General features: G+C 65.4%; 20 protein-coding genes. 16 read left to right on the forward strand and 4 right to left on the reverse strand.

Going from position 1 to position 23,374, the window contains the following annotated elements; translation table 11 throughout:
• Positions 1 to 71 precede the first annotated feature (71 nt).
• Positions 72 to 1,226, reverse strand: coding sequence for an acyl-CoA dehydrogenase family protein (locus tag AC1DVS_RS13405; protein WP_478023758.1), 1,155 nt, complete (start codon positions 1,224 to 1,226; stop codon positions 72 to 74).
• Positions 1,227 to 1,347: 121 nt separating this feature from the next.
• Between AC1DVS_RS13405 and AC1DVS_RS13410 the strand changes: the two genes are divergently transcribed.
• Positions 1,348 to 2,349, forward strand: a complete 1,002-nt coding sequence (locus AC1DVS_RS13410; RefSeq protein WP_478023760.1) for a fumarylacetoacetate hydrolase family protein — start codon at positions 1,348 to 1,350, stop codon at positions 2,347 to 2,349.
• A gap of 160 nt (positions 2,350 to 2,509) precedes the next feature.
• On the opposite strand, the gene AC1DVS_RS13415 is transcribed toward AC1DVS_RS13410, so the two are convergent.
• Entirely contained in the window at positions 2,510 to 5,851 is a 3,342-nt protein-coding gene (locus tag AC1DVS_RS13415) for an error-prone DNA polymerase (RefSeq protein ID WP_478023762.1), read from the reverse strand.
• 57 nt (positions 5,852 to 5,908) lie between these two features.
• On the opposite strand from AC1DVS_RS13415, the gene AC1DVS_RS13420 reads away from it, so the two are divergent.
• On the forward strand, positions 5,909 to 6,202 hold the full coding sequence (locus tag AC1DVS_RS13420) for a type II toxin-antitoxin system Phd/YefM family antitoxin (RefSeq protein WP_478023764.1): 294 nt from the start codon (positions 5,909 to 5,911) through the stop codon (positions 6,200 to 6,202).
• Positions 6,199 to 6,606 (forward strand): type II toxin-antitoxin system VapC family toxin, encoded by a 408-nt coding sequence (locus AC1DVS_RS13425; protein ID WP_478023766.1) that lies wholly within the window; start codon positions 6,199 to 6,201, stop codon positions 6,604 to 6,606. Before AC1DVS_RS13420 ends, AC1DVS_RS13425 begins: the two co-directional genes overlap by 4 nt.
• A 2-nt stretch (positions 6,607 to 6,608) precedes the next feature.
• Here AC1DVS_RS13425 and AC1DVS_RS13430 read toward each other — a convergent pair whose 3' ends face one another.
• Positions 6,609 to 8,129: a DUF6504 family protein gene (locus tag AC1DVS_RS13430; RefSeq protein WP_478023768.1), complete on the reverse strand. Its 1,521-nt coding sequence runs from the start codon at positions 8,127 to 8,129 to the stop codon at positions 6,609 to 6,611.
• 289 nt (positions 8,130 to 8,418) lie between these two features.
• Positions 8,419 to 9,147, reverse strand: coding sequence for an ImuA family protein (locus AC1DVS_RS13435; RefSeq protein ID WP_478023770.1), 729 nt, complete (start codon positions 9,145 to 9,147; stop codon positions 8,419 to 8,421).
• 227 nt (positions 9,148 to 9,374) lie between these two features.
• Here AC1DVS_RS13435 and AC1DVS_RS13440 point away from each other — a divergent pair, with 227 nt between their 5' ends.
• The 13 genes from AC1DVS_RS13440 to AC1DVS_RS13500 all read left to right on the forward strand — a co-directional run bounded on the left by AC1DVS_RS13440 (position 9,375) and on the right by AC1DVS_RS13500 (position 23,373).
• Positions 9,375 to 10,664 (forward strand): thiamine pyrophosphate-dependent enzyme, encoded by a 1,290-nt coding sequence (locus AC1DVS_RS13440; RefSeq protein ID WP_478023771.1) that lies wholly within the window; start codon positions 9,375 to 9,377, stop codon positions 10,662 to 10,664.
• 62 nt (positions 10,665 to 10,726) lie between these two features.
• Positions 10,727 to 11,731 (forward strand): alpha-ketoacid dehydrogenase subunit beta, encoded by a 1,005-nt coding sequence (locus AC1DVS_RS13445; protein ID WP_478024434.1) that lies wholly within the window; start codon positions 10,727 to 10,729, stop codon positions 11,729 to 11,731.
• 1 nt (position 11,732) lies between these two features.
• Positions 11,733 to 13,100 carry a dihydrolipoamide acetyltransferase family protein gene (locus AC1DVS_RS13450; RefSeq protein ID WP_478023773.1) on the forward strand — a complete coding sequence of 456 codons (1,368 nt, stop codon included), beginning with the start codon at positions 11,733 to 11,735 and terminating at the stop codon, positions 13,098 to 13,100.
• A gap of 6 nt (positions 13,101 to 13,106) precedes the next feature.
• Entirely contained in the window at positions 13,107 to 13,766 is a 660-nt protein-coding gene (locus AC1DVS_RS13455; RefSeq protein WP_478023775.1) for an MAPEG family protein, read from the forward strand.
• 502 nt (positions 13,767 to 14,268) lie between these two features.
• Positions 14,269 to 14,598: an ArsR/SmtB family transcription factor gene (locus tag AC1DVS_RS13460; protein ID WP_478023777.1), complete on the forward strand. Its 330-nt coding sequence runs from the start codon at positions 14,269 to 14,271 to the stop codon at positions 14,596 to 14,598.
• Positions 14,595 to 15,035, forward strand: a complete 441-nt coding sequence (locus AC1DVS_RS13465) for an SRPBCC family protein (RefSeq protein ID WP_478023779.1) — start codon at positions 14,595 to 14,597, stop codon at positions 15,033 to 15,035. The genes AC1DVS_RS13460 and AC1DVS_RS13465 overlap by 4 nt, the downstream gene beginning before the upstream one ends.
• Complete coding sequence (locus tag AC1DVS_RS13470; protein ID WP_478023781.1) at positions 15,028 to 15,552, forward strand: SRPBCC family protein; 525 nt, start codon at positions 15,028 to 15,030, stop codon at positions 15,550 to 15,552. The genes AC1DVS_RS13465 and AC1DVS_RS13470 overlap by 8 nt, the downstream gene beginning before the upstream one ends.
• 373 nt (positions 15,553 to 15,925) lie before the next feature.
• A complete protein-coding gene (locus AC1DVS_RS13475; protein ID WP_478023783.1) occupies positions 15,926 to 16,612 on the forward strand; it encodes a response regulator transcription factor in 687 nt (228 codons plus the stop codon).
• On the forward strand, positions 16,609 to 18,180 hold the full coding sequence (locus AC1DVS_RS13480) for a sensor histidine kinase (protein WP_478023785.1): 1,572 nt from the start codon (positions 16,609 to 16,611) through the stop codon (positions 18,178 to 18,180). Before AC1DVS_RS13475 ends, AC1DVS_RS13480 begins: the two co-directional genes overlap by 4 nt.
• Positions 18,181 to 18,340: 160 nt before the next feature.
• On the forward strand, positions 18,341 to 19,519 hold the full coding sequence (locus AC1DVS_RS13485) for a BaiN/RdsA family NAD(P)/FAD-dependent oxidoreductase (protein WP_478023787.1): 1,179 nt from the start codon (positions 18,341 to 18,343) through the stop codon (positions 19,517 to 19,519).
• A gap of 64 nt (positions 19,520 to 19,583) precedes the next feature.
• A complete protein-coding gene (locus AC1DVS_RS13490; RefSeq protein WP_478023789.1) occupies positions 19,584 to 21,275 on the forward strand; it encodes a DEAD/DEAH box helicase in 1,692 nt (563 codons plus the stop codon).
• Between the two features lie 220 nt (positions 21,276 to 21,495).
• On the forward strand, positions 21,496 to 22,596 hold the full coding sequence (gene hisC, locus AC1DVS_RS13495; protein WP_478023790.1) for a histidinol-phosphate transaminase: 1,101 nt from the start codon (positions 21,496 to 21,498) through the stop codon (positions 22,594 to 22,596).
• Between the two features lie 33 nt (positions 22,597 to 22,629).
• Positions 22,630 to 23,373 carry a hypothetical protein gene (locus AC1DVS_RS13500; protein ID WP_478023792.1) on the forward strand — a complete coding sequence of 248 codons (744 nt, stop codon included), beginning with the start codon at positions 22,630 to 22,632 and terminating at the stop codon, positions 23,371 to 23,373.
• The last annotated feature ends 1 nt before the right edge of the window (position 23,374 follow it).

Genomic DNA, 23,374 nt, shown 5'->3' on the forward strand with positions numbered 1-23,374 from the left:
CGCTGCCCCAGCCCCACCCCCAACCCCTCCCCTGAAGGGGAGGGGCTGACTAATCTTGATCGAATTCGACCCTATAGCGACCGCCCGATCAGCTCCTTCATGATCTCGTTCGTGCCGCCATAGATGCGGCTGACGCGGGCCGCGCGCCACATCCGCGCGATCGGATATTCATTCATATAGCCGGCGCCGCCATGGAGCTGGAGGCATTTGTCCATCACCTCCCATTGCAGCTCGGTGTGCCACAGCTTGGCGGCGGCGCCCTCGGTCGGGGTGAGTTCGCCTTTCAGATGGCGCTGGATCGCCCAGTCGAGATGGGCCCAGCCGACCTGAAGCTTGCTCTTGAGGTCGGCGAGCACGAAGCGCGTATTCTGGAAATCGAATACCATCTCGGCAAAGGCCTTGCGGCTCTTGGTGAACTCGACCGTCTCGTCGAACGCCTTTTGCGCCGAGGCCTGGACCCCGACGGCGATCGACAGCCGCTCCTGGGGCAGCTGGCTCATCAGATAGATGAAGCCCTTGCCTTCCTCGCCCAGGCAGTTGGTCATCGGCACGCGGACGTCCTCGAAGAACAGCTCGCTTGTGTCGGCGGCATCCTGGCCGATCTTGTCGAGCTTGCGCCCGCGCTGGAAGCCTTCGCGGTCGCTTTCGATCAGCAGAATCGACATGCCCTTGTAGGCGGGCTTGGCATCGGGATCGGTCTTGGCGACGACCAGGATCAGATCAGCATTCTGGCCATTGGTGATATAGGTCTTGGAGCCGTTGACGACATAATGGTTGCCGTCCTTCTTCGCGCTGGTGCGGATCGACTGCAGGTCGGATCCGGTGCCCGGCTCGGTCATCGCGATCGCAGTGATCGTCTCGCCCGAGACGAAGCGCGGCAGCCAATGCTGCTTCTGCTCTTCCGAGCCATAAGCGACGATATAGTCGCATACGATATCGGAATGGAGCGTGAAGCCGGCGGGGACACCGTTATAGGCGAGCTCCTCATTGACGATCGAGTTATAGCCGAAATCGAGGCCGAGCCCGCCATAGGCCTCGGGCACGGTCGGGCAGAGCAGGCCGATCTGGCCGGCCTTGCGCCAGAATTCCTTGGGGACGAGTCGATTCGCTTCCCAATCGGTGACGTTGGGCACGCCTTCCTTCTGCAGGAAGCTGCGCACCGTCTCGCGAAAGGCTTCATGATCTTCGTTGTACGCGAAGCGGCCCGGGATTGTGTCGGGGGTCATTTTCAGTCCTCTCCTGCAACTTTTCTTGAGGGTGTGCGGCGCGTTTACGCGAACGTCAAGCGCGCTGCCGCTCGACAGCCGGGACGATCGGACTATGCTCAGTCGAAACACAGGAGAGCGCATGAAACTGGCCAGCCTCAAGCATGGACGCGACGGCAAGCTCGTCATCGTCTCGAACGATCTGGCCTGGTATGCCGATGCGGGGCACATCGCCCCCACCCTGCAGGCAGCGCTCGACGACTGGGACCGGCTGCTGCCCGATCTGCAGAATCTCGCGACCGATCTCGAACACGAGATGATCCCGATGCGGCGCTTCCATGAGCGTGACGCGGCGGCGCCTTTGCCGCGGGCCTATCAATGGGCTGACGGCTCTGCCTATGTGAACCATGTCGCTTTGGTGCGGCAGGCGCGCGCCGCCGAGATGCCGGACAGTTTCTGGCATGATCCGCTGATGTATCAGGGCGGCTCCGACGGATTCCTCGGCCCGCGCGACCCGATCCCGCTCGCGGATGAAGCCTGGGGCTGTGATCTCGAGGGCGAAGTGGTTGTGGTGACCGGCGACGTGCCGCTCGGTGCGAGCCGCGACGAAGCGCTGGCGGCGGTGCGGTTGGTCGGGCTGACCAATGACGTGTCGCTGCGCAACCTGATCCCGGGCGAGCTGGCCAAGGGCTTCGGCTTCTTCCAGTCAAAGCCGGCCAGCGCCTTTTCACCGGTCTTCGTGACGCCCGAAGCGCTCGGCGACTGGTGGAAGGATGGCAAGCTCAACCGCAAGCTGATGGTCGATCTGAACGGCAAGCCGTTCGGCCGGGCCGAAGCGGGCGAGGACATGACCTTCGATTTCGGCACGCTGATCGCTCATGCCGCAAAGACGCGGGCGCTTGGCGCGGGGACGATCATCGGCTCGGGCACCGTCTCGAATCGCGGTGCCGATGGCGGCCCGGGCAAGCCGATCGCTGATGGCGGCGTCGGCTATTCCTGCATTGCCGAAGTGCGCACGGTCGAGACGATCCAGGGCGGTGCGGCGGTGACGCCGTTTCTGAAGAAGGGCGATACGGTGAGGATCTGGGCCGAGGATGATCGCCACCATCCGATCTTTGGGGTGATCGAGCAGACGGTGGAATGACTTAATTCCTCCCCGGCACGGGGAGGGGGACCATTCGCCTCTTCTGGCGAATGGTGGAGGGGCTTGGAGCGCGGCGACGTGGCCTCGCTCCAAGCCCCTCCACCACCCGCTGAAGAAGCGGGCGGTCCCCCTCCCCGAGCAAGCTCGGGGAGGAATAAGTTCAGTGGAAGTCGTGCGACTTGATCGGAATGACCTCCTCAAGCCCGGCAAATAGCGGCAGCTTCTGACGATCGCGCGGATCGATCGTCCCGCCATGCGTGGCGCCATCGCCCGGCATCTTCATGTTGGGCAACTCCAGATCGCCAATGCTCCGCAGCAAATGGGTATGATCCACGATTCGATCCGCAACGACATGGATCACGCCGCTTTCCGATTGCACATGGCCGACCACGCTGATCATCGAGGCCGACATCACGATGCGCCGCTGTGCCTCGAACCGGTCTTTCCACAGGATCGCGTTGGCGATTCCCGTCTCGTCCTCCAGCGTGATGAACACAACGCCCTCGGCACTGCCCGGCCGTTGCCGCACCAGGATGATCCCGGCCACCTCGACCCGTACCCCATCCTTCATCGTCTTGAGATCCGCGCATTTCCGGATGCGCAGCCGATTGAGCTCTCCGCGCAGGAAATGGAGTGGGTGGTTGCGCAGCGTGAGCTGGGTCGCGCGATAATCCTCAACCACTTCCCGGCCCGCGGTGAGCGGAATCAGCGCGACGGCCGGCTCGCGTGATTCGGGAAGGATGGCGCCGGCACGATTGTCGGCAGCGGTGAGCAAGGAAAGCGGTGCCTGGCCCAGCCCCTTGATTGCCCACAGTGCCTGGCGCCGGTTGAGGCCGAGGCACTGAAAAGCATCGGCCCTGGCGAGCTTCTCGAGCGCCGCCGGCTTCACGCCGGAACGACGCCAGACATCCTCTACCGAGGTGAACGGCCCGGCCGTGCGGGCTTCCAAGATCGCCTCTGCATCATCCTCGCTGAGCCCAAGCACGATCCGCATGCCGAGCCGCAGCGGCATGAGGCTCCGCCAATCCTCGTCGCTGCCGCAGAACCGGTCGTCGCGCCGCCGGAGGTTCGGTGCAGCCGGAACGACGATCGTGTCCCAATCGCTGCCATTGATGCACACCGGCAGTGCCTCGACCCCATGCTCGCGCGCATCGCGGACGATCTGGGCGGGCGCATAGAAACCCATCGGCTGCGCGTTCAGCAACGCGGCGCAGAAGATATCGGGATGATGGCACTTCATCCATGAGGAGGCATAGGCGATCTTGGCGAAACTCGCGGCATGGCTTTCGGGAAAGCCGTAGCTGCCGAAACCCTCGATCTGCTTGACCAGTCGTTCGGCGAAATCGAGCGAGATGCCATTCCCCAGCATGCCACTGATGAGCTTGTCGCGAAATTCGCCGACCCCGCCGGTCTGCTTGAATGTCGCCATCGCACGCCGCAGTCGATCTGCTTCGCCCGGGGTGAAGCCGGCGCCGACGATAGCGACCTGCATCGCCTGTTCCTGGAACAGCGGAACGCCCAACGTCTTCTCCAGCACCACGCGCAGCTTCGGGCTGGGATATTCGATCTCGACCTTCCCTTTGCGCTTCTGCTCGCGCCGCTTGAGATAGGGATGGACCATGTCGCCCTGGATCGGCCCCGGCCGGACGATCGCGACCTGGATGGCGATGTCGTAGAAATTCTCCGGCCTCATCCGTGGCAGCATCGACATCTGCGCGCGGCTTTCGATCTGGAAGACGCCGAGCGTATCGGCCTTGCAGATCATCGCGAAGGTTTCGTCGTCGTCGTCCTGCATTGCCGGGCTATCCAGCCTGAGATCGATGCCCTTGTGTGCGCGCAGCAGATCGAAGGTTCGGCGCATGCAGCCGAGCATGCCGAGGCCGAGGATATCGACCTTCATCAGGCCAAGCTCTTCCACATCGAGCTTTTCCCATTCGACCACGCGCCGATCGACCATCGCGGCGGGCTCGATGGGCAGCAGCTCGTCGAGCCGGTCATGCGCCAGCACAAAGCCGCCGGGATGCTGCGACAGATGCCGGGGCGAGCCAATCAGCTGCCTGGCCAGCTCGAGCGTCAGGGCGAGGCGCTGTTCGGTAGGGTCGAGATTGAGTGCCTCGACATGCTCGGTTGGCAAACCGTCGCTCGACCAGCCCCAGACCTGGCCCGACAATGCCGACGTCATATCCTCGGACAAGCCAAGCGCCTTGCCGACCTCGCGGAGCGCGCCACGGGTGCGGAACCGGCTGACCACGGCAGTCATCGCCGCATGGTCATGGCCATAGGTTTCATAGATCCACTGGATCACTTCCTCACGCCGCTCATGCTCGAAATCGACATCGATATCGGGCGGCTCATGGCGCTCGGTCGAGATGAAGCGCTCGAACAGCAGCTTGTGCTTGACCGGATCGATCGAGGTGATGCCGAGCACGAAGCAGATCACTGAATTCGCCGCCGAGCCGCGGCCCTGGCACAGGATTTCCTGGCTGCGGGCGTAGCGCACGATGGAATTCACGGTCAGGAAATAGGGCGCGTATCCCATCTGCTCGACCAGTGCGAGTTCGTGCTCGAGCAGCTTCGCATAGGCGGGCGGGATCGGCTCGGGCGCGAACCGGTCGGCGAGCGCGGTACGCGCCATTTTCGCCAGCGCATCCTGCGGCGACCTTCCACTGATCACCACTTCGTCCGGATAACGATATTGCTCTTTCAACTCGCGCAAGGAGAAGGTGCAGCGCTCGACGATCGCCTCGGCCGCGGCGATCGCCTCGGGATAGCGCCTGAAGCGCCGCACCATTTCCTCAGGCGATTTCAGGTGGCGATCAGCGCTGCGTTCCCGCCGGAAGCCGAGATCATCGATTGTGCATGTGTTGCGGATCGCGGTGACGACATCCTGCAGCATGCGCTGGTCGGGCGTGGCATAGAGCACGTCACCGGTGGCCAAGGGTGCCAGCCCGAAGTGCCGCGCCTTCTCCGCCAGCAGGTGCAGCCGCATCGGATCGCCCGGCCGACGATGCTGCGTCAGGCAGAGATGCCCACGCTCGCCGAAGATATCCGTCATCCAGCGCAGGGCAAGATCGTCCCGATCAAAGGTCTCGGTCATCCCGGGCACGATCGCGCCGACCAGCCCTGCGGCATAGTCAGCGACATCCTCCCAATGCAGGAAACATCGCCCCTTCTCGCCCTTCTGGGCATCGGCGCGGCCCTTGCCGAGCGTGAGCAGGCGCGTGAGGCGGCTCCAGGCCGGCCGGTCCTCGGGCCAGACGAGCAAGGAAGTGCCGTCGACCAGATCGAGCCGGCAGCCGGCGATCATCCGGATCGGATAACCCTGTTTAGAGATCTGCTCGGCGGCGACCAGAGAGCGCACCACGCCGCCAACCGAATTGCGGTCGGTTATGCCGAGCGCCGGCATGCCCATATTGGCTGCGGTGGCGAACAATTGCTCAGGCGAAGATGCCCCGCGCAGGAAGCTGTAATGCGTCGTCACCTGGAGCTCGGACCAGGTCATTGGCAGATACGCACGAAATGACTATATGAGATGTACATTTCATCCAGAGGTGCCGCTATGGGCAAGATGGTGAGCGCAACCGAGTTCAAGGCGAAGAGCCTGAAACTGATCGACGAGATGGAACGCAGCGGAGAGCCGCTGACCATCACGCGTCGCGGCAAGCCCTCGCTTACGCTCAGCGCGCGCAAGGCCGGGCCGCCTCTAACGGAAAGCATCTTCGGCTGCCTGAAAGGCTCGGTGACGATCCTTGGCGATATCATCGGCCCGGTCGATCCCGATTGGGAAGCCGAATGGGACGCGAACAATCCGGCTGAATTATACGCGTCGAAACCGGCATCCCGGCCGGCATGATCCTGCTGGATACGCATGTGCTGCTTTGGCTGACTGAGGACAGCAAAAGGCTTGGTGCAAAGGCGCGAAAACGGATCGAGGCCGATTCCGGCGACGTCCATCTTTCGGCTATGTCGTTCTGGGAGATCGCGATGCTGGTGGACAAACAGCGCATCGCCCTCTCGATGCCGCTTGCCCAATGGACCGAACGGTTGATGGACCTGGGCAAGTTCAGGATCATATCCATAGACGCAGCGATCGCGCGCGATGCCGGTGCGCTGCCCGGCGACATTCATGGCGACCCATCCGATCGCATGATCATTGCCACGGCGCGGTCGCTTGGCTGCCCGGTCCTGACGGCTGACGGACCCATCCTTGCCTATGCAGCCAAAGGCCATGTCGAGGCGCTCGACGCCGCGCACTGACATCACCCGAACGCCCCATGCATGAACCAGCTGAGATCGCCGGTCTCGCTGCGTTCGCCGTCGCCGCGGCGGAATAGCCAGAAGCGCTGGCCGGCTTCGTCCTCCACCCGGAAATAATCGCGCACGCTGTGCTGTTCCGAAGCGCGCTTCCACCATTCACCGAGCACGCGTTCAGGGCCGTCGGCGCGCACCACCTTGTGCGTCGTGCCGCGCCAGGTGAAGCGGCGTGGCGGCTGGTCGGGGAGCTCGGCGATGACATGATCGAGCAGCTCGGGCCGTCGCAGCATGCGCACCGGGCGCGGCCAGCGATGGTGCCAGGGGTGAAGATCGGCGGTGCGATCGAGTTGCCGCACATCGCCTGGCTTGAGCGGCGGCGCCGCGCGTTCGGGCGGGTCGAGCACGGGGGCAGGGGCCGCGGCGCGTTCCGGCACATCGCTTTCCACCGGCCGCATCCGCCACAGCCGGCCAGTGCCGATCCGGGTAGCGAGGGTATCGACCAGAGGCGCCAGATCCGGCTTCGTCTCCTCGTCCAGCCGCTCGACAAACAATTGGGCCCCGAGCGGCTCGCTGCGGCGGACATGGAGCGTCAGTGCATCGATGCCGAAACCGGGGTCGATCGTCTCGATCCGGCGCAGCAGCAGTCGTTCGAGATGCGCCGGATCGCGGCTGGCGCGGGCGACGCCGATCCGGATCGTCTGCGGCCTGCCGTCGATCCGGTCGGCCACAAGTTCTATCATCCGGGCGCCGCGCCCGGCCTCGCCGAGCTTGCCGGTCAGTTGGGGAACGAGATGCCCGAGCCAATGCGCGATCACCTCGCCGGTCAGGATCGGCTCGGCAAAACGCTGGCAGACCATGATGTGCTCGAGCGGAACGACAGGGTCGAGCGGCTCGCTGATGCGGCCCAGCGCCTGGTCGATGCGCGCAACCATGGCGGCGCCGAAGCGGCGCATGAGTGGCGCGCGCGGCATGGCGGCGAGCTGGCCGATCGAGTCGACGCCCAGGCGCCTGAGCAATTCGACGGCGGCGGGCTCGAGCCGCAGCGCAGTCGTGGGCAGTGTGGCGATGGCATCGCCCTGTGCGCCAGGCGGGCACAGCAAGATCCGGCCATCGTCCCGGCAAATGCCGCGGCGGGCATAAGGGCCGTATCTCGCGAGCGCCCATGCCGCACCGGCGCTGTCCGCCACCGCGATCCGCGCGGTGAAGCCGAGCCGGGCCAGCAGCCGCACGATTCGCCGCGCCATCGCCTCCTCGCCGCCGAACAGATGCGCGGTGCCGGTGATATCGATGAACAGCCCATCCTCCCCCGAAAGCGCGACAACAGGCGACCAGTGGCGCGCCGCCGCGATGGCGAGGCGAGTCAGCTCGGCACGGTCGCCCTCGGGATCGGCAGGCCGGATATCGAGCCCGGGCACCAGAGCGCGCGCCTGGGTGACGGCCATGCCGGGCTTGATATCAAGCGCCCGAGCGGCCGGGCTGGCCGCTGCGATGAGGATCTTGCTGCCCTCGCGGAGGGAGGTGACCAAAAGTTTCCCTAAATCCTCCCCGGAACGGGGAGGGGGACCATCCGCTTCTTCAGCGGATGGTGGAGGGGCTTGGAGCGCGGAACCGCTGCCCCGCGCTCCAAACCCCTCCACCGCGCAAGAGCGCGGTCCCCCTCCCCGTTCCGGGGAGGAACGAGGGGCGCCATCGTCACCCCGCAGTCGCCGCAACGCCGGCCCCGAATCCTCCCCCCGCGCCCAGCGCGCGCCAGGACGCCAGCCGCCGCCGCGCGGCGCCGTCTCCATACCGACCACCCGCGATGGCGCCCCCGCCTCAGGCGGCGCGGCGGTGCGCGCTGCCCGCCGCAGCCGATCGATCGGCCAGTCGGGCAGGTAGAGCGAGGCGACCCGTTTCATCGCATGCCTCCATGATCCATGAATGCGGTTCGCCGCCGCGCTGGCGGACCAGATCGATCCGCCAGCGCGGGCAACCAACGCCTTCGACCGGGAGGGGAGTCGAGGGCGCGGCGGCGATTCTCCAGCGGGTGACGGCGGCGGACGGCACGGCAAGCGGATTGCCGCCCTCGCGGGCATGGCGCTTAAGCAGCAAGGCAATCGTCTTGCCGCCCTCAGCCGCCAGCTGCAGCCGGCGTGTATTGGGCATCGAGGCGCGCTTCACCTCGCCGATCACCGCGCCAAGCCCGCGGTGCCGTATCCCCTCCTCCATCAGCGCGAGCAGTTCGGCATCGTCATTCGCCTCGGCATAAACGACGCGCTCGGGCGCGAGCCCCGACTGGTACAGGCCGGGCGCGAACAGGTCGCGGCGCCTGACCACCCACAGCACTGGCCCCCAGGCGCGCGCGGCTATCCCCGCCATGAACAAAGTCGCGGCGGCATCGTCGCCAAGGCCGGGGCCGGCGGCGGCGACCTCGTGGAGCGAATCGAGCCTCAACCCAGTGCTCGCCAGCCGCGAATCGATCGCGCCCACGCCGAACGGCAATATCGGGCGACGGCGCAGGCCATCGCCCTCGATCGCGCGCAAGGTTTCGCGTAACGTGGACAAGGCGGTGGCAGACGGCAAAAACACGACTCGCTCAATGATGATGTTCCCATTTTGTTCCTACTATGGGAACTGAGTCAAGTCGCGTGTGATCCACAGGGCAACAGCCCGCTCCGACAGGCCCCTCGCCAAGCGCTTTGAAATTTTATAACAAGGGCGCGAAACAGCGAGTCCATGCGTTAGCCCTTGATGCGAGCGCATGTGCACCCGCGATTTGATTTGGAGAACCCATGGCAAGCGACCTTCCGCGCGCCAATCTGCAACCGCTGTCGCTCTATGTGCCCGAGCCCAAATTCCGGCCGGGCGACACAGTCGATTTCACTCAGGTCACAATCCCGGCAGCGGGCGAGGTGCGCCGGCCCGACACAGCCGACCGGGCTGAGAGCTTCATCGATCTCGCTTATGAGCTGGTCCGCGTGCTCGACGATGAGGGCAAGGCGGTCGGCCCCTGGAATCCGCGCCTGTCGCCCGAGACGCTGCGCGCCATGCTGCGCAGCATGGCTTTGGCCCGCGCGTTCGACGAGCGCATGTTCCGTGCCCAGCGCCAGGGCAAGACCAGCTTCTACATGAAGTGCACCGGCGAGGAGGCGGTCGCGGTCGCCGCCGCCTTCGCGCTCGATTATGAGGATATGTGCTTCCCCTCCTATCGCCAGCAGGGCCTGCTCATCGCGCGCGGCTGGTCGATGGTCGACATGATGAACCAGATCTATTCGAACAAGGGCGATCGGCTTCAGGGCAAGCAATTGCCGATCATGTATTCCGTCAAGGAAGCCGGCTTCTTCTCGATCTCCGGCAACCTCGCGACTCAATATCCGCAAGCCGTGGGCTGGGCGATGGCCTCGGCCGCCAAGGGCGACACCCGCATCGCGGCGACCTGGTGCGGCGAAGGCTCGACTGCGGAGGGCGATTTCCACTCCGCCTGCACTTTCGCCAGCGTCTACCGCGCACCGGTGATCTTCAACGTCGTCAACAATCAATGGGCGATCTCGAGCTTCTCCGGTTTCGCGGGCGCTGAATCGACCACCTTCGCGGCGCGCGCGATCGGCTATGGCATCGCCGGCCTGCGCGTCGACGGCAATGACGCACTCGCTGTCTATGCTGCAACCGCCTGGGCCGCCGAGCGCGCCCGCACCAACAAGGGTCCCACCCTGATCGAGCATTTCACCTACCGCGTCGAAGGCCATTCGACCTCGGACGATCCCGGCCAGTATCGCTCTGCCGGCGAGGCGACCGCCTGGCCGCTCGGCGATCCGATCACCCGGCTGAAGGATCACCTCATCGCGCTGGGCGAATGGGACGAGGCGCGCCATGCCGCCCAGGATGTCGAGCTCGCCGAGCAGGTGAAGAAGGCGCAGAAGGAAGCCGAACAGAACGGCATCCTCGGCCACGGCCTGCACCAGCCGCTCGATACGCTGTTCGACGGGGTGTTCGAAGAACTGCCCTGGCATCTCAGGGAGCAACGGGCGCAGATGCTCGCTGAGGAAGCCGCCTCGGGCCGGCCATGGGCACGTAAGTCATGAGCGCCATCACCGATCCCGCCGACATCATCGCCCCTGAAGGCGGCGAAGACGGCACCGCGCGGATGAACATGATCCAGGCGATCAATAGCGCCATGGACGTGATGATGGCCCGCGATCCGGACGTGATCGTGATGGGCGAGGATGTCGGCTATTTCGGCGGCGTCTTCCGCGCGACCGCCGGGCTCCAGGCCAAATACGGCAAGACGCGGGTGTTCGACACGCCGATCACCGAGTGCGGCATCATCGGCGTCGCGGTCGGCATGGGCGCCTATGGTCTGCGCCCGGTGCCCGAGATCCAGTTCGCCGATTATATCTATCCAGCGCTCGATCAGCTGGTCAGCGAGGCGGCGCGGCTGCGCTACCGCTCGGCCGGCGAATTCACCTCGCCGATCACGGTGCGCTCGCCCTTTGGCGGCGGCATCTTCGGCGGACAGACCCACAGCCAGAGCCCCGAGGGCATCTTCACCCATGTCTCGGGCGTGAAGACGGTGATCCCCTCAACGCCCTATGATGCCAAGGGCCTGCTGATCGCCGCGATCGAGGACAATGATCCGACGATCTTCTTCGAACCCAAGCGAATCTATAACGGCCCATTCGACGGCCATTGGGACAAGCCGACCCAGAACTGGTCGCAGCATCCCGCGGGCGAAGTGCCGACCGGCTATTACAAGATCGAGCTCGGCAAGGCGAAGATCGTCCGCCCCGGCGAGGCGCTCACCATCCTGGCTTATGGCACCATGGTCCATGTCTGCCAGGCGGTCATCGCCGAGGCCGGGGTGGACGCGGAAATCATCGATCTGCGCACCCTGGTGCCGCTCGATATCGAAACGATCGAGGCCTCGGTGAAGAAGACCGGCCGCTGCATGATCGTCCATGAAGCGACCCGCACCAGCGGCTTCGGCGCCGAGCTCTCCGCGATCGTCCAGGAACGCTGCTTCTACCATCTCGAGGCGCCGATCGAGCGCGTGACCGGCTTCGACACGCCCTATCCGCATAGCCTTGAATGGGCCTATTTCCCCGGCCCGGTTCGGATCGGCGAAGCGCTGAAAAAAGTGATGAAGGACTGACATGGCGCGCTTTGTTTTCAAACTGCCGGATATCGGCGAAGGCATTTCCGAAGCGGAGATCGTCGCCTGGCACGTGGCGGTCGGCGACCGCGTCGAGGAAGACCAGCAACTCGCCGACATGATGACCGACAAGGCAACGGTCGAGATGGAGTCTCCCGTTACGGGTACGGTCATCGAACTGGCCGGCGATGTCGGCGATCAGGTATCGATCGGCGCAGCGCTGGTGGTGATCGAGACCGACGCGGTCGATGGCGAAGACGCGATCGAACCATCGGCGGAGACGATCAACGATATCGCGCCAGGCGATCTGCCGGTCGAAGAGCAATTCGAGGCAGAGAATCCCGGAGTCGAGACGATCTCAGACCCCTCTCCCCTTGTGGGAGAGGGAGGGGCCCAAGCGCAGCTTGGGAGGGTGAGGGGCCCAGAGCAAAGCGAAGCGAGCGTGGAGCCACAGGCGGTATCGCCTCCGACTGCCTCTCCCCCCGCAGATGAGGGAAGGGGTAAGCCAGAACACGTCCTGGCCTCCCCAGCAGTCCGCGCCCGCGCAGCCGACCTCGGCATTGACCTCGCCAGCGTCAAATCCGATAGCGACCGAATCCGCCACGCCGATCTCGACGCCTATCTCCGCTACGGCGCAAACCAGGGCTATCACGCCCCCCACGCAAGCCATGCCCGCCCGGACGAGGCGGTAAAGGTCATCGGCATGCGCCGCCGCATCGCCGAGAACATGGCCGCGTCGAAACGCGCCATTCCCCACTTCACTTATGTCGATGAGATCGACGTAACCGCGCTCGAGGACATGCGCGCTGATCTCAACGCCAATCGCGGCGACCGGCCCAAGCTCACCATGCTGCCACTGATGATCGTCGCGATCTGCAAGACCATCCCCGCCTTCCCTATGATCAACGCCCGCTATGACGACGAAGCCGGCGTGGTGACCCGCCACGGTTCGGTCCATCTCGGCATGGCGACTCAGACCGACGCCGGGCTGATGGTCCCCGTCATCCGGGACGCGCAGGACCGCAATGTCTGGCAGCTCGCAACCGAGATCGGCCGCCTCGCCGAGGCAGCGCGCACCGGCAAGGCGAAGTCGGAGGAGCTGTCCGGCTCGACCCTCACCATCACCTCGCTCGGCCCGCTCGGCGGCATCGCGACGACACCGGTGATCAACCGCCCCGAAGTCGCGATCATCGGCCCGAACAAGATCGTCGAACGCCCCGTCTTTGACGGCGACGAGATCCGGCGCGCCAAGTTGATGAACCTCTCGATCAGCTGCGATCACCGCGTCGTCGATGGCTGGGATGCGGCGAGTTTCGTCCAGGCGCTCAAGAAATATCTCGAGACGCCAGTCCTGTTGTTCGCTGACTGACCTTCGATGTCGCACCGCCTCCTTCCCGGCTCGATCGAGGCGCAGCAGCGCACGCTCGCAATGGGTGTGGTGCTGGCCCTGCCGGTCGCGATCGGCCTGTGGGTCGGGATCGACCGCCTGATGCCTCCGGTCCCCGGCATGACCACGCAGATCGCGCGCGCCCTGTTCGCGCTGCATTGTGTAGGCGTCGCTGTCCTGCTGGCGCTGCTACCGGGGATCGAGGCGGTCGCGCATGAGCGGCTGGTCACGCCGGCGATCGATCCGCTCGCGGCGGCGGAGTCCCCGCGCCTGCGGGTCAATCAGCGCTATGTGCAGAACACGATCGAGCAGCTCTGGCTGTTCGTGCCTGGCTTGTTGATGCTCGCAGTGCAGGCCCGCGACGGCGCCTCGATGCGCGCTGTCGTCGCCTGCACCATCGTCTGGGTACTCGCGCGCTGGACCTTCTGGATCGGCTATCATTTCGGCTCGCGCTTCCGCTCCGCCGGGCTGGTCGGCATGGTCCAGAGCATGGTCGTGCTGTTCTATTGCATCTGGCGCTTCGGCTATCTCTGGCTTGGCTTGCCCGGCGCGATCGCCCTGATCGCGCCGTTTGTCGCAGCCGAGCTGTATATCGTCGGGATGCTGCGCTGGGATCGCTGGAAGGCACAGCGCGACAGCGCGCTCTGAGCGGCGCCTGCTCGTGGGTAGCTGATTCAACCGCAGTCCGAATCGTTGCAATGTGCAAACCGGACGGAGCGTAAAAACTCGGGCCGGCTCTTTGACATGACGGTCGAAACCTCGGTGTTCCGCCTGTCCCTGTTCCTTCCCTGTTACGGGCGCGGCTCTCCCTGTTATGTCCAACACCTCTCCCTGTTATCTCCAACACGCCTCCCTGTTATTGAATAACAGGGAGCGCGCCTTGCAAGGCGTTGAATAAGAGCGATAAATTTACCGAAAAACTCCAACAAAACGGCCAAAATCGGGCGAAAAAATAAAATCCTCCCTGTTAATTGCCGATAACAGGGAGAAACCGTCGATTTTCGTGCCCTGCCGATGGCGCGTCTTTCAGCCGCAAGGCGTTTCATATCAGATCAGGCGATCGGTCGCGGCCGCCGGCGATGTTTCGGAACAAACGCAACATTCAACCGTTTAGTTGACAATCGATCCTTAGCGACATATTGTAAACCACATGGTTGAACGACTCGACATGATCTTCGCCGCGCTGGCGGATCCCACCCGCCGCGCCATGCTGGCCAGCCTGTCGGGCGGCGAGCGCAGTATCGGGGAACTCGCCGCACCGCATGCGATGAGCTTCGCGGGCGCCGCCAAGCATGTGAAGGCGCTCGAACGCGCCGGGCTGGTCGAACGCCGCAAGGCCGGCCGCCAGCAATTGTGCCGGCTCCAGGCCGAGCCGCTCCGCGAGGCGGAGATATGGCTCAGGCAATGGGAGAAATTCTGGAACGAGCGGCTCGACGTCCTCGATGCGCTGCTCAAGGCTGAAAAGGAGCGTGCGGAATGAGTGCACCCGTCATCCTGACCGTCTCACGCGATTTCGATGCATCGCCCGAGGCGCTGTTCGACGCCTGGCTTGACCGTGAAAAGGCCGGCAAATTCCTGTTCGCGACGCCCGATGGCGAGATGATCAAGGTCGAGATCGACGCGCGCGTCGGCGGCCGGGCGCTCGTCGTCGAACGCCGCGCCTCGGGCGATGCGCATCACCACCTCCAATATGAGGTGATCGATCGGCCCCGCCGCCTCGTCTTCCTGTTCCGCGCCGATCCGGCCGAGGAGGGGGCTTGGACCCGCGTTTCGATCGACATCGCCCCAAAAGGTTCCGGATCTACCCTGACCCTGACTCATGAGATGGACCCGCAATGGGCCTCGTATGAAGACCAGACCCGCAAGGGCTGGACCACGATCCTCGAGTCTCTCGCAAAGGTGATCTCTCATGACTGAGCAGGCCTTTCAGACCGCTGCCGACGCCATCCGCCTCGAACGCCTGCTCGACACACCAGTCGAGACGGTGTGGGAATGGCTCGTCGATTCCGAAAAGCGCGGCCGCTGGTTCGCCGCCGGCAAGATGGAGCCGCGCGTCGGCGGCGATCTCGAGCTGATCTTCGATCACGACAATCTGTCGGCTGACGATGTGCCCTATCCGCCCGATTACGCGAAGTACAAAGGCGTGAAGTCGCAGGAGAAAATCGTCCGCTTCGAGCCGCCGCATCTGCTGGCCTACACGTTCGGCGGGGGCGACGGCGTTGCCGAGTTCGCCCTGTCTCGGGAAGGTGAGCGGACCCGTCTGGTTCTGACCCAGACCGGCGTGACCCAGGCCGGGCGAGGCGGCATCGGCGCGGGCTGGCATTCGCACCTGGCGGTGCTCGAAGCGAAGCTCGCGGGTCGCGAGGTCCGGGACTTCTGGGCGCTCCACAAGCAATCCGAAGCGGCCTTCGCCCGCGAGGACGAACAGACCTGAGCGACGCAACAGCGTTCACACATAGCCCGCACCACTTCTCCCTCTCCCAGCGGGAGAGGGAAGGGGCCCATCGCTTTAGCGATGGGAAGGGTGAGGGTGATGAGTATGCGCGGCTCGCCCTCAACCTCACCCCGCGCTGCTGCGCAGCTTGCCCCTCTCCTGAAAGGAGAGGGGAAGAAGGGCGCCCACAATATGTGTGAATCTGGTAGCCCTTCAGGGGAGGGGCTGTTCAATCTGAGCGCTCGAATGTCGCAGACCCGGCGCCGAATCACCGTCTGCACATTTTCTCCACATGCCGCGGATCAGGCATCGACGCGCCTCATCTATCTCCAGCGATTGACCGAACTCGCGCTGGAAGACACTGATGAAGCCTATGAGCCACCGCATCCTTGTCGTCGATGACGATCCGCATATCCGTGAGCTGCTGATGTTCGCGCTCGACAAGGCCGGCATGCAGCCAAGCGAGGCAAGCGATGGCGAGGAGGCGTTCGCCGCAATCACGCGGGAAATGCCCGATCTGATGGTGCTCGATATCAACATGCCGCGCCTCAACGGGCTCGATCTGTGCCGGCGGTTGCGCGGCGGCACCCCGGCCGCCGCAGCGCTCCCGATCCTGTTCCTGTCCTCGCGCGACGACGAGATCGACCGCATCGTCGGCATCGAGATCGGCGGCGATGATTATGTCGTGAAGCCCTTCTCGCCGCGTGAAGTCGTGGCGCGGGTCGGCGCGATCCTGAAGCGCGGCGCGGCGACCCCGCCGCGCGCTGAAAGCATCACCCATAACCGGCTGACGCTTGATACCGAAGGCTGGGAGGCGCGGTGGGACGGCGCTCCGGTGCCGCTGACCGCGACCGAGTTCCAGCTCCTGCTGCTGCTCGCCACCATGCCTGCCAAGGTCTTCTCACGCGATGCGATCATCGATCGGCTGCACGGCCCGGGCTTCGCCATCACTGATCGGACGATCGACAGCCATATCCGCAATCTGCGCGCCAAGTTCGGAGAGGTGGACCTGATCGAGACCCGTGCCGGCATTGGCTACCGGATCGGCGGCTGCGGTTGATCCCCAATCTGATCCGGGCCTTCAAGACTTTCGCCAAGGCGCATTGGCCAAAGCTCAGGCTGCGCACGATCCTGCTCGGCACCTTCCTGTTCGTGGCCGCGCTCCCCGGCGTCGCCGCCCTGTTCCTGCGCGTCTATGAGAACACGATCGTCCAGCAGACCGAGGCCGAGCTGATCTCGCAGTCGGTGGTACTGGCATCGGCGTATAAATCGGCCTGGCGGGACGGAGCGCCCGATCGAAACAGGCTCTACCTCGCGCCCGAAACGCCGACGATCGATCTGCGTACCATGCCCATCCTGCCACCTAGGCCCGCCGAGACCGGCCGCAAGATGCCTGATCTCCACGCTGTCCGCGTCGCGCATACCCTGCTGCCGATGGCCAGCGACGCAGCCGCCGTTACGCTGACGGCGACCCGACTGCTCGATGCGCACGGCGTGGTCGTGCTCGGCCGCGACGACGTACTGCTCAGCTACGCCAATCTGCCCGAGGTCCAGGCGGCGCTCGCCGGCCGGCCGCGCACCGTGCTGCGCGCGCGCGGCGAATATGAGCGGAAGAGCTGGCTTGCAGTGATCAGCCGCGCTTACGCGATCCGGGTCCATCACGCTCGGCCGGTGATCGATCAGGGCAGGGTGATCGGCGTGGTGATGCTGTCGCGCAGCCCGCGCGGCCTGTTCGTCGGCATCTATCAGGATCGCGGCAAGATCATGCTCGGCATCGTCCTGATCCTGATGACCTTGCTGGTGCTCGTCGCCCTGCTCTCGCGCGGCATCGCCCGGCCGATCGATGCGCTGGCCCGGGCAAGCGAGGATATCGCGCGCGGCCGGGCGGCGGTCCCGGAAACGCCCGCAACCGCAGCGATCGAGATCGCCCTGCTCTACGACAATTTCCGCGCGATGGCCGACCGCATCGAGCGGCGCTCGCGCTACCTCAAGGATTTCGCCGCAGCGGTAAGCCACGAGTTCAAGACACCCCTGGCGGGCATTCGCGGCGCGCTCGAACTGCTCGACGAGCACGGCGCCGAGATGAGCGAGGAGGAGCGCCACCGCTTCATCGCCAATGCCGCCGGGGACGCGGACCGACTATCTCGCCTGGTCCAGCGCCTGCTCGATCTGGCGCGCGCCGACATGGCAAGCGTCGACGCCGGCGCCCGGGCTGACGTGGTCGCGGCGGCGCGCCGGGTCGCGGACTCGTTCCGGTCGGATCGCTTCGCCGTCGAGGTCGCTGAAGACGGCGCCGTGCCGATGGCCCGGATCACGCCCGAAGTCGTCGAGACGCTGCTCGAGACGATGGTCGAGAATAGCCGCCAGGCCGGGGCGGACAGGGTAACGATACGGATCGAACCCGCCGATACAGGTGTAGTGCTCTGGGTAACCGATGACGGCCCCGGCATCGCCATCGCGGACCTGGAGCGGATCTTCGAACCCTTCTTCACCGGCCGCCGCGAAGCCGGCGGCGCAGGCCTCGGCCTCGCCATCGCGCGGTCGCTGCTGGCCGCGACCGGCGGGACGATCGTGGCAAAGGAAGTGCCGGCCGGCGCCTGCTTCCGCCTGCGGTTGCCGGTGGCGTGAAGGCGATTATGCGCGAACCCACCATCCCGTCATGCCGGACTTGTTCCGGCATCCATCGTGCCGCACGCACCGCAATGGTTGTTTACGCGGCACCATGGACGCGGGAACAAGTCCGGGGTGACGGCCGTGGTGGATCGTGCGCGACCAATCGAGTGCCAGCATGAATCCCCAACCCTATGACGCAATCATCCTCGGCGCAGGCGCCGCAGGCATGATGTGCGCGCTCACCGCGGGCCAGCGCGGGCGCCGCGTCCTGCTGCTCGATCACGCCGACGAGCCCGGCAAGAAAATCCTGATATCCGGCGGCGGCCGCTGCAACTTCACCAACATCCACACCGCGCCCGATCGCTATCTCTCCGCCAATCCCCATTTCGCCAAGTCGGCGCTCGGCCGCTACACCGCCACGGATTTCATCGCCCTGGTCGAACGCCACGGCATCGCCTGGCACGAAAAGACGCTCGGCCAGCTCTTCTGCGATGGTTCCGCAAAGCAGATCGTCGCGATGTTGCTCGACGAATGCGATGCCGGCCAGGTCACCATCAGCCTCGGCCACCCGGCGCGCGAGATCGATCACGCCGACGGCCAGTACCGCGTCACTTATGGCGACCGCACCGCAACCGCCCCCGCACTGGTGATCGCGACCGGTGGCCCCTCAATCCCGAAAATGGGCGCGACCGGCTTCGCCTATGATCTCGCCCGTCGCTTCGGGCTGAAAGTGGTCGAACCAAGGCCCGCGCTGGTGCCCTTCACCCTCGGCGGCGAGGAGACGCTGTTCCGCTCCCTCTCGGGCGTGGCAGCTGAGGTCATCGCCCGCTGCGGCAAGACCGCCTTTCGCGCGGCCGCCCTGTTCACCCACAAGGGCCTCTCCGGCCCGGCGATCCTGCAGATCTCCTCCTATTGGCGCCACGGCGAGTCGATCGGCATCGACTTCCTGCCCGATCAGCGCCCGGACTGGCTGATCGAAGCCAAGCGCGCCAAACCCCGCGCCGGCTTCCGCAACACCCTCGCGAGCCACCTGCCGGCACGCCTCGCCGAAACCCTCGCCGACCGGCTCGGCCTCGATGGCGAACTCGTCGCGCTCACCGACAAGCGACTCGAAGACGCCGCCCGCCGCCTCGCCGACTGGCGCTTCACCCCCAACGGCACTGAAGGTCTCGCCAAGGCCGAGGTCGTCGCAGGCGGAATCGCGACGGACGGCCTTTCCTCACAGACCATGGAAGCACGCAAGGTTCCGGGCCTTTACGCGATCGGCGAAGCGGTCGATGTGACCGGCTGGCTCGGCGGCTACAACTTCCAATGGGCCTGGGCGAGCGGCTGGGCAGCGGGGCAGGTGCTTTAATCCAGATTATGTGCTAGGGCTCGCCTTTGCCGCGTACGCGCCGCATCCCCATATCCGGAATATCATGCCTTTCTCATCTCTGCCCACGCTTCTTGCTGAAGCGCTTTCCGCCCGTGGCTATGCCGCGCCTACTCCCGTACAAGCCGCCGTACTCGAACCCGAAGCCATCGGCCGCGACATGATAGTCTCGGCCCAGACCGGCTCGGGCAAGACAGTCGCGTTCGGCCTCGCCATCGCGCCGCAATTGCTCGGCGAGGACGGCACTATGCCGCCCGCCCGCGCCCCGCTCGCGCTCGCCATCGCGCCGACCCGCGAGCTCGCCCTCCAGGTCAGCCGCGAGCTCGCCTGGCTCTACGAAAAGGCCGGCGCCCGCATCGCCACCTGCGTCGGCGGCATGGACGCGTCGAGCGAACGCCGCGCCCTCTCGCGCGGCGCGCATATTGTCGTCGGCACGCCCGGCCGTCTGCGTGACCATATCGAACGCGGCGCGCTCGATCTCGGCGCGCTCAAGGCCGTCATTCTCGACGAAGCCGACGAGATGCTCGACATGGGCTTTCGCGAGGATCTCGAGCAGATCCTCGATGCGACCCCCGATCAGCGCCGCACTTTGCTGTTCTCGGCGACCATGCCCAAGCCGATCGTCGCGCTCGCCAAGCGCTATCAGCGCGATGCGCTGCGCATCTCCACCGTCGGCGAAGATCGCGGCCACGGCGATATCAGCTATCAGGCAGTCACCGTAGCGCCTGCCGATATCGAGAACGCCGTCGTCAACCTGCTCCGCCTTCACGAAGCCGAATCGGCGATGCTGTTCTGCGCGACGCGCGACAATGTCCGCCATCTCCACGCCAGCCTGGTCGAGCGCGGTTTCGCCGCCGTCGCCCTCTCTGGCGAGCACAGCCAGAATGAGCGCAACGCAGCGATGCAGGCACTGCGCGATCAGCGCGCCCGGGTCTGCGTCGCGACCGACGTTGCGGCACGCGGCATCGATCTGCCGACGCTCAGCTTGGTCATCCATGTCGAGCTGCCGCGCGACGCCGAGACCCTCCAGCACCGTTCGGGCCGCACCGGCCGCGCGGGCAAGAAGGGCACCGCTGTCCTGATCGTGCCGTTCCAGCGCAAGCGCCGCGTCGAGATGATGCTGCGCGGCGCGCGGATCGCGGTGGAATGGGTCAATGCCCCGACCGCCGACGACATCCGCAAGGCCGATCGCACCCGCCTGATGTCGATGCTGCTCGAGGATGTCGAGGTCGATGACGATGATCGCGCCCTCGCCGCGCAGCTGCTCGAGCAGAAGTCGCCCGAGGATATCGCGGCCGCCCTGGTCAAGACCTATCGCGCCCGCCTCCCCGCCCCTGAGGAGATGCTGACCCAGGGTGCCGCCCAGCCGGCAGGCAAGGAGCATCACCGCGAAGGCTTTGACGATGTGGTCTGGTTCCGCATGGATATCGGCCGCCGCCAGAATGCCGATCCGCGCTGGATCCTGCCGCTGATCTGCCGCCGCGGCCACATCACCAAGAACGAAGTCGGCGCAATCCGCATCGCCCCGAACGAGACGATGTTCCAGATTCCCCGCCCCATCGCCGGCAAGTTCATGGCCTCGGTCAAGCGCACCGCGGGCGAGGAGGCCGAGGGCAATGTCCAGTTCCAGGTCGTTGAAGGCGGCCCGCAACAAGCAGCCCGCGAACCCCGCCGTCACCACGGCCCGGCACCCGTGCGCCATCATCCGCGGCCGACGCTCAGGAAGCGGTCCAATTAAATCCCCTAGTTCCTCCCCGGAACGGGGAGGGGGACCGCCCGCTTCTTCAGCGGGTGGTGGAGGGGCTTGGAGCGCGGCACGGTTGCCTCGCTCCAAGCCCCTCCACCATTCGCCAGAAGAGGCGAATGGTCCCCCTCCCCGTGCCGGGGAGGATTTAGGGAACAGCCGGGGAGGATTGGCACCGCTTCCAATCCCGCCCCTCTCCCGCTAGGGCGCACCCATGACCGCACCCAAGCCCAAAGACTGGATCATGGCGATCGCCCCCTATGTGCCGGGGCGCTCGACCACTGACAGCGGCGCGCCCGTCGCCAAGCTCTCGTCGAACGAGAATCCCCTCGGCACCAGCCCCGAGGCTCAGGCTGCCTTCTCGAAGCACGTCGCCGATCTTTCGCGCTATCCCGACGCGACCGCCCATGAGCTGCGCGAGGCGATCGCCGCCTATCATGATCTCGATCCGGCGCGGATCATCTACGGCACCGGTTCGGACGAAGTGCTCCACCTCGCCGCCGGCGCCTATGCAGGTCCTGGCGACGAGATCATCTTCGTCCGCTACGGCTTTGCGGTCTACGAGATCGCGACCCGCCGCGTCGGCGCGCACCCGGTGGTCGCGCCCGACAAGGATCATGCGACTGATGTCGACGCGATCCTCGCCTGCGTCACGGATCGCACCCGGGTCGTCTTCATCGCCAACCCGAACAACCCGACCGGCACCTTTGCCGAGCGCGGCGAGATCCTGCGCCTGCACGCCAATCTGCCGTCGGACGTGATGCTGGTGATCGACCAGGCCTATTCCGAATATCTCACGCCCGAAGAGGATGACGGCGGCCTCGATCTCGCGCGCCACGCGCCGAACGTCATCATCACCCGTACCTTCTCCAAGATCCACGGCCTCGCCGCCGAGCGGATCGGCTGGGGCTATGGCTCGGTCGAGGCGGTCGCCGCGATGCACCGCATCCGCGCGCCTTTCTGCATCACCACGGCCGGCCAGCAGGCGGCGATCGCGGCGCTCGGTGCGACCGAGTTCATCGAACACAGCCGCAGCCACAATATCGCCTGGCGCGCCTGGCTCGCGGACGAGATCGCGAAGATGGGCAATGCCGGCCTGCGTGTCGTGCCGAGTCACGCCAATTTCCTGCTCGTTCTGTTCGAAGGCGCGCTCACTGCGGAGGTCGCCTATCGCCAGCTAATGGAGCGCGGCATCATCGTCCGTTGGCTGCCGGGGCAGGGGCTGGCGAACGGCCTGCGGATGACCATCGGCACCGAGACCGAGACGCGCTTGCTCGCTGACGCATTGCGCGAGATCGTCGCTGACAACAGCTAATCGCCCGGGCCCCCGGGCAGCGGAGGGCCGGGAATGAGCTACCTTCATCGATATCTCGCGGGTGAGCATGAGGCGGTATGGCATGAGCTTGGCGGCCTCGATCCAGCTGCCTGTGGATCAGACATTCTGGTCGATGCCGAAGCCGTAGCACTCGCGACGATGGAACGCGTCGCCACCAATCTGGACCTGCTCATCGAACGACTGGCGGCTAGGGGTTATGCGTTCGGCGTCTATCCGGATGGGGAGGACGTCCCCGGATTTCTTGGGGCGCGCGTGAAGCCTGATTTCGACATGCTGTCTGATGCCGAGGCCTTGCAAGCCGAGGTCGGCCCGGCACCGTTGTCGCTCCAGACGTTTTGGAGGGTTGTGGGAGAGGTGAGCCTCGTGGGCCGCGCGCCTGACGGAGGGCTCCCCTCCTATTCGGATCCGCTGTGGGTCGAAGGTCCTCGATCGGGCCTTGTTGACCTCAGCGACGGCCCGGAGTTTGCGGACGATGGCGGCGGCGGCTTTCTCTGCACCATTGCACCCGACATATTGCACAAGGACAACGTCAGCGGCGGCGCGCCCTATGCGATATGCCTCCCGAATGCCGGCTTTGACGCATTGCTTCGGGACGAATGGCACGTGACGAACTTCGTACCGTATCTCCGGACGGCGATCCTCGATTGGGGCGGCTTTCCGGGCCTGTCGAAAGAGAATCCGCACGATGATTGGCGGGGTGACGAGGTCGCGGCACCTTGGGTGAATCACCTCACAAAAAATCTCCTGGCTTTCTGAT

Source organism: Sphingomonas sp. P3_C5 (assembly GCF_056402635.1).